General features: G+C 66.6%; 13 protein-coding genes. 2 read left to right on the top strand and 11 right to left on the bottom strand.

All coding sequences use genetic code 11. From position 1 onward, the window contains the following. Position 1 precedes the first annotated feature (1 nt). The 3 genes from DRB17_RS02290 to DRB17_RS02280 are packed head-to-tail and all read right to left on the bottom strand — an operon-like array spanning position 2 to position 3,285. Positions 2–1,447, bottom strand: coding sequence for an SLC5/6 family protein (locus tag DRB17_RS02290; protein WP_114580558.1), 1,446 nt, complete (start codon positions 1,445–1,447; stop codon positions 2–4). Between the two features lie 21 nt (positions 1,448–1,468). After that, the gene (locus tag DRB17_RS02285) at positions 1,469–2,335 is read right to left on the bottom strand and encodes a metallophosphoesterase family protein (protein WP_114580557.1); all 867 of its coding nucleotides are present in this window, start codon (positions 2,333–2,335) and stop codon (positions 1,469–1,471) included. Between the two features lie 2 nt (positions 2,336–2,337). Continuing rightward, complete coding sequence (locus tag DRB17_RS02280; protein WP_114580556.1) at positions 2,338–3,285, bottom strand: radical SAM protein; 948 nt, start codon at positions 3,283–3,285, stop codon at positions 2,338–2,340. A 218-nt stretch (positions 3,286–3,503) separates the two neighbouring features. Here DRB17_RS02280 and DRB17_RS02275 point away from each other — a divergent pair, with 218 nt between their 5' ends. Together DRB17_RS02275 and DRB17_RS02270 are read left to right on the top strand one after the other, a co-directional pair. Beyond that, on the top strand, positions 3,504–4,343 hold the full coding sequence (locus tag DRB17_RS02275; RefSeq protein WP_241503716.1) for an ion transporter: 840 nt from the start codon (positions 3,504–3,506) through the stop codon (positions 4,341–4,343). 95 nt (positions 4,344–4,438) lie between these two features. Further along, positions 4,439–6,898 (top strand): DUF3772 domain-containing protein, encoded by a 2,460-nt coding sequence (locus tag DRB17_RS02270; protein WP_147274777.1) that lies wholly within the window; start codon positions 4,439–4,441, stop codon positions 6,896–6,898. A gap of 43 nt (positions 6,899–6,941) precedes the next feature. Here DRB17_RS02270 and DRB17_RS02265 read toward each other — a convergent pair whose 3' ends face one another. From DRB17_RS02265 to hisB, 8 genes are all read right to left on the bottom strand, one after another. Next, positions 6,942–8,279 carry an OmpP1/FadL family transporter gene (locus DRB17_RS02265; protein ID WP_161958670.1) on the bottom strand — a complete coding sequence of 446 codons (1,338 nt, stop codon included), beginning with the start codon at positions 8,277–8,279 and terminating at the stop codon, positions 6,942–6,944. Positions 8,280–8,487: 208 nt separating this feature from the next. Beyond that, positions 8,488–8,862 (bottom strand): histidine triad nucleotide-binding protein, encoded by a 375-nt coding sequence (locus DRB17_RS02260; protein WP_114580553.1) that lies wholly within the window; start codon positions 8,860–8,862, stop codon positions 8,488–8,490. 42 nt (positions 8,863–8,904) lie between these two features. After that, positions 8,905–9,243, bottom strand: coding sequence for a phosphoribosyl-ATP diphosphatase (locus DRB17_RS02255; protein ID WP_114580552.1), 339 nt, complete (start codon positions 9,241–9,243; stop codon positions 8,905–8,907). A gap of 53 nt (positions 9,244–9,296) precedes the next feature. Further along, a complete protein-coding gene (gene hisF, locus DRB17_RS02250; protein WP_114580551.1) occupies positions 9,297–10,070 on the bottom strand; it encodes an imidazole glycerol phosphate synthase subunit HisF in 774 nt (257 codons plus the stop codon). A 3-nt stretch (positions 10,071–10,073) separates the two neighbouring features. Further along, positions 10,074–10,805 (bottom strand): 1-(5-phosphoribosyl)-5-[(5-phosphoribosylamino)methylideneamino]imidazole-4-carboxamide isomerase, encoded by a 732-nt coding sequence (gene hisA / locus DRB17_RS02245; RefSeq protein WP_114580550.1) that lies wholly within the window; start codon positions 10,803–10,805, stop codon positions 10,074–10,076. Next, positions 10,802–11,374, bottom strand: a complete 573-nt coding sequence (locus tag DRB17_RS02240; RefSeq protein WP_114580549.1) for a GNAT family N-acetyltransferase — start codon at positions 11,372–11,374, stop codon at positions 10,802–10,804. Before DRB17_RS02240 ends, hisA begins: the two co-directional genes overlap by 4 nt. A gap of 1 nt (position 11,375) precedes the next feature. Next, positions 11,376–12,023 carry an imidazole glycerol phosphate synthase subunit HisH gene (gene hisH, locus DRB17_RS02235; protein WP_114580548.1) on the bottom strand — a complete coding sequence of 216 codons (648 nt, stop codon included), beginning with the start codon at positions 12,021–12,023 and terminating at the stop codon, positions 11,376–11,378. A gap of 73 nt (positions 12,024–12,096) precedes the next feature. Further along, on the bottom strand, positions 12,097–12,684 hold the full coding sequence (gene hisB / locus DRB17_RS02230) for an imidazoleglycerol-phosphate dehydratase HisB (protein ID WP_114580547.1): 588 nt from the start codon (positions 12,682–12,684) through the stop codon (positions 12,097–12,099). Positions 12,685–12,787: the final 103 nt, after the last annotated feature.

The following is a 12,787-nucleotide window of genomic DNA, read 5'->3' as shown; positions in this document are numbered from 1 at the left end:
CTCAGTCCGCCGCAGGTGCCGCCACCGGCGCCGTCCGGCGGATCGTCGCATCGACCGCCGCGCCCGCGAGATAACCGACGGTGCAAAGGATCACGCCCCAGGCATTCACGCCCAGGTCGTCGGCGTACTTGCCGACGCCGAGGTCCATCCAGGCGGGCACAATGGCGACGCCGGCGATTCCTTCCAGCGTCATGACGACACCCAGCACGATGCCGGTCCAGAACGCGGTGTGGAAGGCGACCGCGCCCGCCGGACGGATCCAGGCCAGGAAGAAGATCGGCGCCAACCCCATCACCATCGTGCCGCTGATCGTCGTCGCGGCGATGATGGCGGGGCCGATCTGGTCGCCCATGTAGATCGACAGCAGCGGCAGGTTGCCCAGGACCGCGATGGCCAGCATGAACCGCCGGCCGAGGGTCAGGTGGCGTGCCTCCGGCTCGGCCGTGTCCTGGCGCCAGTCGCGCGCGCCCAGCTTGGCGGACGACGCGAAGGTGGAATCCAATGTCGAGCCCGCGCTGGTCAGCATGATCGCGTTGAAGAGAAGAAGCGCCGGCAGGCCCAAATGCATCGGCACAACCACCGCCGCATCGCCCTCCAACCCAAGGACATTTGCATAGAGGCCGACGCCGGAGAACGCCAGGATGAAGCCGCCGGAGAGCAGCCCGGCCAGGACGAAGGCCTTCAACGTCGTGCGCGGCGAGGCGATGAACGCGCGGTCCGTCATCACCGGGTCATGAAAGCCGTAGGACAGCGCCTGCACCAGCGCCAGACCTGTGAACGTCATGCCGGCACTTCGCGCCGCGTCCGGCACCCGCGGCAGGCCGGAGGTGGCAAGCTCCGGCCCGATCAGTGCCAGCACCACGGCCAGCAGAGCCAGCGCCAGCAGCATCTGCGGCATATCTGTCAAGAGGCTGGAGCGCAGGCCGCCACGCCAGGAATAGGCCAGCGTGAACCCGGTGATCGCCAGCACCGCCAGCCAGTACGCGCCGCTGCCCTCGTCGCCGAAGTAGAGGGCGCCCACCTTGGTATTCGACCAGACCTCGTTGAACAGCCGGATGGCAATCGCCGCCAGGAAAAGCTTGGCACAGAGGACGCCGTACTTGCCGGCCAGGAACTGCGCCAGCGAGCCCGCCCCCGTACGCGTACGGATCAGATAGGCGGTCACGGCCACAACGATGAAGCTTAGATAATAGCCCGCATAGCCGATACCGCCCCACACGCCGAAGGCCGCGCCAAGGCCGGCGGCATTGGAGACCGACTTGGCGAATACCCAGGTCACGGCCGCGCTGGCCGCCAACAGGGCCAGCCCCGGCGCACTGCCGGCAACTCCCGAACCGTTGAAGAAGCCGGCCGGGCCGGTGTTCCGGGGCGCCCAGACCAGCGTCAGGCTGGCGTAGGCGAGCAGAACCACCCACGGGCCGTAGATAACGACGTCCACCGTCTGCATTCGTCTACCTTTGTCTACAATTCAGACGCGCGCCCAGTGCAGGCGCTGGACATCCGGCAACGGCGTTCCCGCCCGCGCGCGCTCGGCATCGGGCAGAATGTCCCAGCTTGGCCATATGCCGGTGCGCAGCGCAGCCTCGTAACCTTCCGGCAGGCCGGCCTCGCGCATACGTGCAGCTGCCGCAGCGTGGTCGTACGTCAGCGCATGCAGCTCAACCGCCAATCCGTCGTCTCCGGCACGCAGCAGGGCGTACCAGCCGCGCGGCGTCCCGTCGTTCGCGGGCAGGCCCACGCTGCCGGCATTCAGCCAAAGCCGGCCGTCAACCGTTTCGGCGAACGGCAAGCCGGAATGGCCGCCGATCACGCCGTCCGTACCCACCAGGTCGAGCTCGCGCCGCTTGTCTTCCGCTGACGTCGAGGGGAAGACCCAGGCGTTGATCTGGGAGGGCGCGCCGTGCACCGCCGCTAGCGTGCGGCCGCCCAGGGAGAAGCCGATCCGGCGTGGCAGGCCCCGCATCCACTCGCGCGAATGCTCTGACAGACACTTGACCGAATAGGCGTACCAGGACTGCGCCAGCACCTCGCAGGTGCTGCCGGCGCCGAAATTGCAGCCGCAGTCGTCCGCCGCCGCGCCCAGCGATTCCTCGCAATTGCCCATGACGACGTGAATGCCAGCCTCGCGGACGGCCCGCACGGTTTCCTCCGGGTCGGCGCAATAGGCCACGACGTCGCCGGTGCAGATCACGCGCCCCGCCGGAATGGACAGTTCGCGCGCACGCGCCAATACCGCGCGGGTCGCCTGCAGGTTGCTGACGGGTCCGCCGAAAACCACGACCGGACCGCCGTCAAGAGAACCCAGATCGACCGTGGAGCCCGCGCCGGCCGCCATCGTCACTTGGCGCTGCAGGACGCACCGCCAAGGACGCAGAACTTGGCGCAGTGCTGATGGTTCAGCTTCACGGTGCGCCGCATGTCGGCCAGCCGCTCACCCACCTCGAACGCCTTGTCGTAGGCCAGCAGCGTGCAGGCCAGGACGGCGGGCCGCGCGGCACCCTTGCGCTTCACCACCATCCGCGAGCTGGCGCACATGATCTCGTCGGGCGACTTGCCAAGCTTGCCCCAGCAGGCCGTCGTGATCTCCGGCACCTCGGCCTCGGGGTCCATTTCGGGGAAGAGGACCAGCGCGGCCGGGTCGTCGGCATCGATCGCCACGCCGAGTTCCGCGAAAAGCCGGCGGTATCCGGCGCGCAGTTCGGCCTCGGCCTCGCCCCAGCGGGTGCGTCCCGCGACGTCGACGTTGAAGCCGTTGTCCGCCAGCCACTTCATGCCGTCGATGGTCTTGGCCCAGGTGTTCTCGCCGCGCTCTTCCTCATGCAGCGCCTTGTCGTAGTGGTCGATGGAGATACGAAGCGTCAGCCGCTCTCCATACCGTTCCCGGATCCGAAGCAGGGCGTCGGCCTGCTTCATCATCGGGCGCATGGCGTTCGTCAGCACCAGCACCCGGTATCCCCGCGCCAGGGAGTCTTCGAGCATGGCCGGGAGATCGGGATTCATGAACGGCTCGCCGCCCGTGAACCCGATCTCCTCCGTCTCCGGCCAGGCGTCAAGTTCGTCGAGGTATTCCGCCACCTCCCCCGCGGTCAGGTAAACCAGACGGTCGTTGCGCGGGCTGGATTCGATATAGCAGTTGACGCACGTCAGGTTGCACAACGTGCCCGTGTTGAACCACAGCGTCTTCAAGCCGCGAAGCTCGACACTGGCACGGCGCTCGCCCGTCGCGGTAACGTCCGGATCACCAAACTTCGCCGGGGCGGCCTGCTTCTCGGCAACGGCGGTCATGGCGGCGGATAGCCTCCTTCTCATTGATGGCACGACCCACTTGGTGGCGCACAATATGGGGCAAGCATGACAGAAGCCAGCGGGACCACGGTCAAGGCGTTGTCAAAAGACCGTGAAATCGCCGCCCGGCCGGACTTCTTCAACCACACGAATACCCGTGCAAGCGGCGTCAAATCGCCTATCTAATACGCGTCCGCCAAGCCAAGGGAGCATCATTCGTGAGCGACGTTTCTCTGCCATCGACGGCTCGCAACCGCCTGCTGGCCCTGGTCGAGGCGCCGCGATTCCGGCACACCGTCACCGTTCTCATCATAATCAACGCCGTGACCCTTGGGCTTGAAACCTGGGACGCGGCCATGCGCGCGGCCGGTCCCGTCCTCTACGCGCTGGACCGGGTCATCCTTGGCGTCTTCGTGGCCGAGCTGGCGATCAAGATGGTCGCTTACGGGGCACGCTTTCCCCGCGATCCCTGGAACATCTTCGACTTCACGGTCGTGGCCATCGGCCTTGCGCCGGCAACCGAGGGATTCTCAGTCCTGCGTGCCCTGCGCATCCTCCGTGTCCTGCGGCTGGTCTCCGTCGTGCCGTCGATGCGCCGCGTGGTGCAGGCCCTGCTGTCCGCGATTCCCGGGATGGCATCCATCGTGCTGCTGCTTGGCCTGATCTACTACGTCTCGGCCGTGATCGCGACGAAGCTGTTCGGCGCCGCGTTCCCGCAGTGGTTCGGCTCCATCGGCGGTTCGATGTACTCGCTGTTCCAGATCATGACGCTGGAAAGCTGGTCGATGGGTATCGTCAGGCCGGTGATGGAGACCTATCCCTACGCCTGGGCGTTCTTCGTGCCGTTCATCCTGCTGACCAGCTTCGCCGTGCTGAACCTGTTCATCGCCATCATCGTGAACGCCATGGAATCGCAGCACCGCCAGGACTTCGAGGTGCTGGAGGCCGAGCGCGTACAGGCGCAGGAAAACCAGGCCCGCAAGCTGGATGACGAATTGGCGGAGGTGAAAGGGGAACTGCGCCGCCTGCGCGAGCTGCTGGAACGCAAGGACACGTGACTGCATCGCACGGCCATGAATTCGCCATACGCTTCGCTGAAACGAACGCGTATGCTGGCGCCGTCGAGCGCCGGCACAGCATCCCGGGAGGCTTCGTGCAGCGTTTGCGTTTTTTCGCCCTCGTCCTTTTCGCCCTTTCCGCGCCACTGGCGGCGCTTTCGCCTGTCCCCATCCACGCGCAAGAGCAGCCCCAGCAATCGCAGCCGGCTGAAGCCAAGGCGGAAGAGCAGGCTGAAAAGCCGGACCTGCCCCAACTCGTCGAACAGGTCGAGCAGGCCACCAAGGAGATCGAAAGCGGCCTGGTGACCGACGTCCGGCTTGAGCACTGGCAGGCCCGTCTTCCCGAAATTCGGCAACGCGTGCTGGAAATAGGGCAGGCAGCGCAGGAAAAGGTGGCCTCGCGACGCACGCTGCTTGAGGCGCTTGGGCCGGCGCCGAAAGACGGCATCGAACCGCCCGCGGTAGAGGCGCAGCGCTCAAAGTTGACCTCGACCGTCGAGAACCTGGAAAGCAGGGCGAAGCGGGCCGACGTCCTGGCGGCGCAGTCGCAGCAACTGTTGCGGACCGTTTCGGAGCGCAGCCGCGCCCGCTTCGCGGGCAAACTGACGGTTCGCGGCCCCTCGCCCATCGATCCACGGACGTGGCTGAAGGTTGGACCCCAGCTTCAGGAGGCGCTCAGCCGTCTGGCCAATGGGCTGAAGGCCGTCGTGACGAAGGACGCCAACGGCCAGCACGCCACCCGTGTGCTTGTCATCTCCGCCGTCATCGCAGCATTCGCCGCGGGCGTCGCGATGCTGCTGCGCCGCTGGCTGCGCCGCCGCTTTCTGCACAAGCGCGACCCGGCGCCGAGCTATGTGCGCTGCCTGTGGGTGGCTGGGCTGGATACCGCTTTCTACCTCGTGGTGCCCGCCATGGTGCTGGGGCTCGTCGTCGCCTATATGGGCAGCGTCGGCCTGTTGCAGGGGTTGCTGGAACCCGTTGTCGGAACGGCAGCGTTCTCCATCGCGTTCTTCTTCACGGCGCGCGGACTGACCCGCGCGGTCCTGGCCGTGGACGCGCCGCGCTGGCGCATCCTGCCGTTGACCAACTCGGGTGCGGCGCGTCTCAGCCGCCTTTTGACCCTGGCGGCGGCAATTTACGCGATCGATATACTGCTGGTGCGCACCGGACGGGCCATCGATTCCGGCGAAGCCCTGCGCGCAATGCATCAACTGGGCTTCAGTATCCTCATCACGCTGCTGCTCGCCCGGCTTATCCGCCGCGACATCTGGACCGACCCGGAGTCGGAGACGCAGAGCCGTTATGACAGCCTGCGCGGCTGGCTGGTCGTCGGCGTCGGTGTGTTCGGCCTCATGACGGTGGTGTCCGTCCTGTTCGGATACATCGAGCTGTCGCGCTTCTTCGCCACGCGAACCGTCCTGAGCGTACTGCTGGCCAGCCTGTTGCTATTGCTTCATGCCCTCGTGCGGGAGGCCATCACCGCATGTTTCGGCGCCGTCCGCACGGGATCACCCGCCGCCGGCGACCAGATGGCGTCGATGCTGCAATTCTGGCTGGGCGCGGCGCTGGATATCTTCGTGCTGGGCATCGGCATCCTGCTGGCGCTGCCGCTTTGGGGCCTGCCGTGGCAAGAGCTTTGGACCTGGATCGTTAGCGCCGCGGCTGGCTTCACCATCGGTGAGATCCGGATATCCCCGCTGGACCTGGTGCTGGCCGTCCTCGTGTTCGCCGCCATCCTGGGTATCACGCGCGCCCTGCAGCGCGCGCTGGACACCCGGATCCTGTCGCGTACGCGCCTGGATATCGGCGTAAGGGATTCGCTGCGGACGTTCACCGGGTATCTGGGCCTGGTGCTGGCGGCGCTGATCGGTCTGTCGACCGCCGGCCTGGATTTCTCCAACCTCGCCATCGTCGCAGGCGCGCTGTCGGTCGGTATCGGTTTCGGCCTTCAGGCCATCGTCAACAATTTCGTCTCCGGCCTGATCCTGCTGTTCGAACGCCCCGTGAAGGTGGGCGACTGGATCGTGGTCGGCGGGCACGAGGGCACGGTTCGCCGCATCCGCGTGCGCTCCACCGAGATCGACACCTTCGACCGTTCCACGGTGATCGTGCCGAACTCGGACCTGATCTCGAACGCGATCACCAACTGGACGCACGGCAACCGTGTATGCCGGGTGATCGTGCCGGTGCGCGTGCCCTATGGCAGCGATACACAGCACGTGCATGACCTGCTTCTGGAATGCGCACAGCAAAACCCGTACGTCACCAGCGCACCGATGCCGTATGTCCTTTTCAATAACTTCGGGGAGAGCGCGCTGGAATTCGAGTTACGGGTGTACGCGCGCGACACCGACTATTACCTGGATGTCCTGAGCGACCTGCACTTCGCCGTCGACAAGGCGTTGCGCAAGGCAGGCATCGCCATTCCCTTCCCGCAGCGCGACCTGCACATCCGCACGACGGGCGAGACAACGACGCGCCCGCGTCCCGGCGACGGGGCGGACCACCCAGGGCCAGCCCTTGGTCGGGACGCGCCGGAGGGCGATCCGGACTGAGCGGCGGGGCGCGGCGCGGGCAGCCGCAGCGCACCCGGTCGTCTTAGTACCGGTACGTCACGCCGATGGTTGCGGAGAACTCGCTCAACTCGACCTCGACGTCTTGCGCCGGGTCTGTCGCATTCGCGCCCGAGACGTCCACCTTCGGCGCGTAGAGCGCGGAGGCGTCGACGCTCCAGCTTTCGCTGAACCGATAGCCGAAGCCGGCGGTGAAGTGGTCCTCGACCACGCCGGGTGCCAGGATGTTGAACAGAAGCTGGTCGTCGGGGATCGGCTGGTCCGTGGTGGAATAACCCGCACGCAGCGTCAGCTTCTCGCTCGCCCGCCACTGCAAGCCCAGCTTGACCACGTTCATCGTCTCCCAGCCAAAGCCGGGCCCGTTCTCCGCACCAAGCTGTGTGCCCGCCGGAAACTCGTTCGACACGGCGGCGACCTCGTCGTACTGAATCTGCTGGAAGTCGGCCAGGATCCACAGACCCTCAACCGGCCGGAGAGCGGTGCCGACCGTCCAGCTTGGCGGGATATCGAAGTCGCCGTCCTCGGCGAACAGGCCGTCGTAGTCGTCGAACTTCGACATCTCCACGCGCGTGCGATAGCTGGCGCCGACGCGCAGCCAGTCGGTGACGGCGCCCTGGATGCCAAGGCGCACGCCCGCGCCATAGGACATATCGTGGCCGTTGTCGCTCAGACTGGCGGGATCCTTGGACATCGGCGCGAAGGCACCGAGACCCTTGGCCTCGAAGCTCTGCGCCGCGAGGATCGGACTGACGCCCACCGCCCAGCCGTCGAGGAACTCGTAGGCCGCCGTGGGGCTGAGGAACACCTGCGTCAGGTCCACCCCGGCCTCGCCGCCGCAGAACACGCCCTTGCCCGGAACCGCCGGACCGCCCAACGGGTTCGGGCAGGTGCGGCCGAAGGCGGGATAGTCGGTATTGATGCCGCCGTTGCCGTAGAGCGCCAGACCGAGAGCAAGACGGTCGTCGACCCGATAGGTGATTCCGCCGTTGGGAATGGGAAACCAGGGCCGGTCGCTTTCCACCTTGCCCGGCGTCAGGAGGTTCGCCGGCTGCGTCGGCGCGCCCTCGACGTCGACGCTGCGTTCCGGATTGAAGGCCGTGAGGCCGAAATCCACACGGTTGCCAAGGAATGCAATGCCGGCCGGGTTCACGGAAGGTGCCACTGCATCCAGCGACAGCGCCGCGCCCGCGCCGGCAAGCGCCTTCGATGCCGTGCCGTAGCCGTGCTGGAAGTAACCGTTCGTCGCCTGCGCGCCGCCGGCGCCGGCAAGCGCGAAAGCCCCGGCGACGCCGGCGATGAGCCGCGCAATACGGCGCGCGGGCCGATGGGCGGAAAGCCCATCCCCACCATGCGAAGTCTGCACGATCGTTCCCCTTCAAGCTCGGACCGGCACCCGCGCTGCACGGGACGGCCCTTTAACCTTCTAGCTGTTGGGGAACATCATAATTTACTTATACAGCGTGTGCTACCAAAAATTTACACACTGCTATGAGTTATTCATATTTATTTTGCATTATGTGACTGTTGTTTAAATCCGAAGCTGCCGAGTGCCATTGACGGCCACCGCCCGGCTAGGCGCCCGCCGGCTTGATCATGCGGCCAAGGTCGGTGCCCGCGAAGATATGCAGGTGGAAATGGGGCACTTCCTGATGCGCGTCCGCCCCGGCGTTCGCCAGGATCCGGTAGCCGCGATCGACCACGCCGAGGTCACGGGATATCTTGCCCACAGCCCGGAAAAAGGCCGCGATCTCGGCCTCGTCCGCCTCGTTGAAGAAATCGTCCGACGACACATACCTGCCCTTCGGGATCACCAGAACATGCGTCGGCGTCTGCGGGTTGATGTCGTGGAAGGCCAGGACATGGTCGTCCTCGTAGACCTTGTTGCAGGGAATCTCGCCGCGCAGGATCTTGGCGAAGATGTTGTTATCGTCATAGGGCTGCGCCATCGCGTGAACTCCTCCTGTCAAACCGCTGGCGGACGGCAGGTCTCAAGCCAGCTTCTTCCGCGCCTTCTTCTCCTCGATGCCGGAGGTTCCCATACGCGCCTCCAGCGCCTGCCAGACGTCATCCGGGCGAACCCCCCGCGCCGACCACAGCACAAGCAGGTGATAGAGCATGTCGGCGCTTTCGGCCGCCAGCCGCTTCGTGTCGCCGCGAACGCCCTCGATCACGGCTTCGACGGCTTCCTCGCCCAGTTTCTTGGCGATCTTCTCCGGCCCCTGGTCCAACAGCTTGGCCGTGTAGGACGTCTCCGGATCGCTGCCATGCCGGCTGTCGATGACAGCTTGCAGGCGATCGAGGACGTGCGTTTCGCTGTCCGTGGCCATCGTTACTCCTTTCCCGCCGTGGTCGGAAGCGACCCGTGTGGCGCGGTCAACGATCAGGCCGGGCGTGCCGGTACGCCCGCATCGCGCAGATAGGTCTTGGCTTCCGCAATCGTATAGTCGCCGAAGTGGAAGATGGACGCGGCCAGCACGGCGGACGCGTGCCCGTCGCGCACACCGGCGGCCAGATGCTCCAGCCCCCCGACGCCGCCGGAGGCGACCACCGGCACGCGCACCGCGTCGGCCACCGCGCGGGTCAGCTCGATGTCATAGCCTTCGCGCGTGCCGTCGCGGTCCATCGAGGTCAGCAGTATCTCGCCCGCGCCCAGCTCCTCCATCTTGCGTGCCCAGGCGATGGCATCCAGGCCGGTGGCGTTGCGCCCGCCGTGCGTGAAGATCTCGAAGCCGCTGGCAATGTTGGGATCGTCGCTGCGCTTGGCGTCGATGGCGACAACGATGCACTGCCGGCCGAACTTCTCCGCCGCCTGGCGCACGAAGTCGGGATTCTTCACAGCGGCGGTGTTGATCGAGACCTTGTCCGCCCCGGCCAGGAGAAGCTGGCGGATATCGTCCAGCGTGCGCACGCCGCCGCCGACGGTCAGCGGCATGAAGCAGGCCTCCGCCGTGCGCCGCACCACGTCCAGCAGGATGCCGCGGTCCTCGTGGCTGGCGGTGATGTCCAGGAAGCAAAGCTCGTCCGCCCCCGCCTCATCGTAGACGATGGCCTGCTCCACCGGGTCGCCGGCATCGCGCAGGCCGACGAAGTTGACGCCCTTGACGACGCGGCCGTCCTTCACGTCCAGGCAGGGGATGATGCGCGCCTTCAGCATGGCCTATGCGTCTCCCTTCACCAGGGCCAGCGCGGACTTCGGATCGATCCGGCCGTCGTAGAGCGCGCGGCCCAGAATGGCGCCCGCCACGCCCTGGTCCTCCACCGCGCGCAGCCGCGCCAAGTCGTCCAGGCTGGCGACGCCGCCCGATGCGATGACGGGCAGCGACACGGCCCGCGCGAGATCGACCGTCGCCTCGACGTTGACCCCCTGCAAGGCGCCGTCGCGCTCGATATCGGTGTAGACGATGGCTTCGACGCCCGCATCCTCGAAGCGTTTGGCAAGGTCGCGGGCCATGATTTCGCTGGTCTCCGCCCAGCCTTCCACCGCCACGCGGCCGTCGCGCGCGTCGATGCCGACGACGATGCGGCCCGGAAAGCGGCGGCAGGCTTCTTCCACCAGCGCCGGGTCCTTCACCGCGACCGTGCCCAGGATCACCCGCGCCACGCCGGCCTCAAGCCAGCGCTCCACCGTTGCGAGGTCGCGGATGCCGCCGCCGAGCTGCACGGGCAGGTCGACCGCTGCCACGATGGCTTCCACCGCGGGCGCGTTCAGCGGACGCCCGGCGAAGGCGCCGTCCAGGTCGACCAGATGCAGCCACTCGAAGCCGGCCTCGGCGAATGCGCGGGCCTGCGCGGCCGGATCGTCGTTGAACACCCGCGCGCTCTCCATCTCGCCGCGCAGCAGGCGAACGGCCTTGCCTTCCTTCAAGTCAATGGCGGGAAACAGAATCATTTCGCGGCAATGCCTTCCATCGAACCCGTGTCCAGGGCCTTGTGATAGTAATAGCCGGTGACCCAGGCCCCCTCGACCAGCGCGTAATAGCGGTTCTCCCCCCAGCGTGTGTAGCCCAGGTGCTCGTAAACCTGGATGGCGCGCTCCTGCGTCGCCCGCACATCCAAGGTCAGCACCTTCAGGCCGTACTCGCGGGCCAGGCCCTCGACGCCCTCGGTCAGCTTCCGCGCCAAGCCGTAGCCGCGCGCCCAGGGCGCCAGGAACGAGGTTGTGAGCTGGCCGACATAGCCCTGCGCCTCGTTGTTCCGCGAAGCGCGCTGAAGCTGGGCGGAGCCGGCGATCACGCCGTCCAGGCGTGCCACCACGAGATCGCGCTCGGGCACCAGCAGCACGCCCTTCCAGTAGGTTTCCATGACATGGCGCTGCGGCGGATGCAGCCAGCCGAACCCGCCGCCCTGCTCGATCGCGGCCTCCGCCGCGTCGCAGAGGTCGTGCAGATCGGAGCCCTGCAAATCAGTGACATGTTCTACCGCCGTGGTTGGAAGATGGCTGCCGTCACCCGCGGTCAAATCAAGGCCTCCAGCGCAAGAAGTTGCCAAGCAGGCGCAGGCCGGTGGCCTGGCTCTTTTCGGGATGGAACTGGGTGCCCACCAGGTTGTCGCGCCCCACGACCGCCGTCACCTCGCCGCCGTAATCGGTCACCGCAAGCACGTGCTCCGGCCGCCCGGCGGCGAACTGGTAACTGTGAACGAAATACGCGTGCGCCCCGCTTTCGATCCCCGCCAGGACGGGATGATCGGGCTGGCGGATGGCAAGCTCGTTCCATCCCATATGCGGTATACGCAGATGGGGATCGTCGGGGGCCAGCGCCACCACCTCGCCCGGAATCCAGTCCAGGCCGGGCGTGGTCCCGTATTCCCGCCCGCAGGTGGCCATGAGCTGCATGCCCACGCAGATACCGAGGAACGGGCGTCCGCCCTCCAGCACCGACGCGCCAAGCGCTTCCACGACGCCGGGAAGGGCGTTCAGGCCCTGCCAGCAGTCGGCGAAGGCGCCGACGCCCGGCAGCACAAGCCGGTCCGCCGCGGCGGCGACCTCCGCGTCATTGGAAACGTCGATCTCCGCGGGGATGCCGTTATCGCGCGCGGCGCGCTCCAGCGCCTTGGCCGCCGAGTGCAGGTTGCCCGAGCCGTAATCGATGACGACGACGCGTTCCATCCGCTGTTATGCCCAAACTGTCGGCGGGCACGAAAGTGGCCGCGCCCGCCTGCGTGAATCCAGTACCGAGTGACTAGAGCGAGCCCTTTGTGGAGGGCACCTCGTCCGCCTTGCGGGGATCGATCTCCACCGCCTGGCGAAGCGCCCGGGCGAGTGCCTTGTAGCAGGACTCGACGATATGATGGTTGTTGTCGCCGTAGAGGTTTTCGACGTGGAGCGTGGCGCCGGCGTTCTGCGCGAAGGCCTGGAACCATTCGCGGAACAGCTCGGTGTCGATCTCGCCCAGCTTGTCGCGGGTGAATTCCACCTTCCAGACCAGATACGGCCGGTTCGACAGGTCCAGCGCGACGCGCGTCAGCGCCTCGTCCATCGGAACATAGGCATGGCCATAGCGCGTGATCCCCTTGCGCGCATCCAGCGCGCGCGCCACCGCCTGGCCGACGACGATCCCGCAGTCCTCCACCGTATGGTGGAAGTCGATGTGCAGGTCGCCCTCCGCGCGAAGCGTCAGGTCGATCAGGGCGTGCCGGGCAAGCTGATCGAGCATATGGTCCAGGAAGCCGATGCCGGTGGCGACATCGCTCACACCCGTGCCGTCCAGGTTCACCGAAACCCGGATGTCGGTTTCCTTCGTCTTCCGCTCGACCCGCGCTTCGCGCATCGGTGGTTCTCCAAACCGTCCAATTATCGAGAGCGGACTTTTAGCAGGCTGTGACGGGTCTCGCCAGTGCAACCGTTCGCGCCCTGTTTGACGCACCACACGA

Source organism: Ferruginivarius sediminum, assembly GCF_003344765.1.
GTDB lineage: Bacteria > Pseudomonadota > Alphaproteobacteria > Kiloniellales > Rhodovibrionaceae > Ferruginivarius > Ferruginivarius sediminum.
This window is presented reverse-complemented; position numbering and strand designations above follow the sequence as displayed.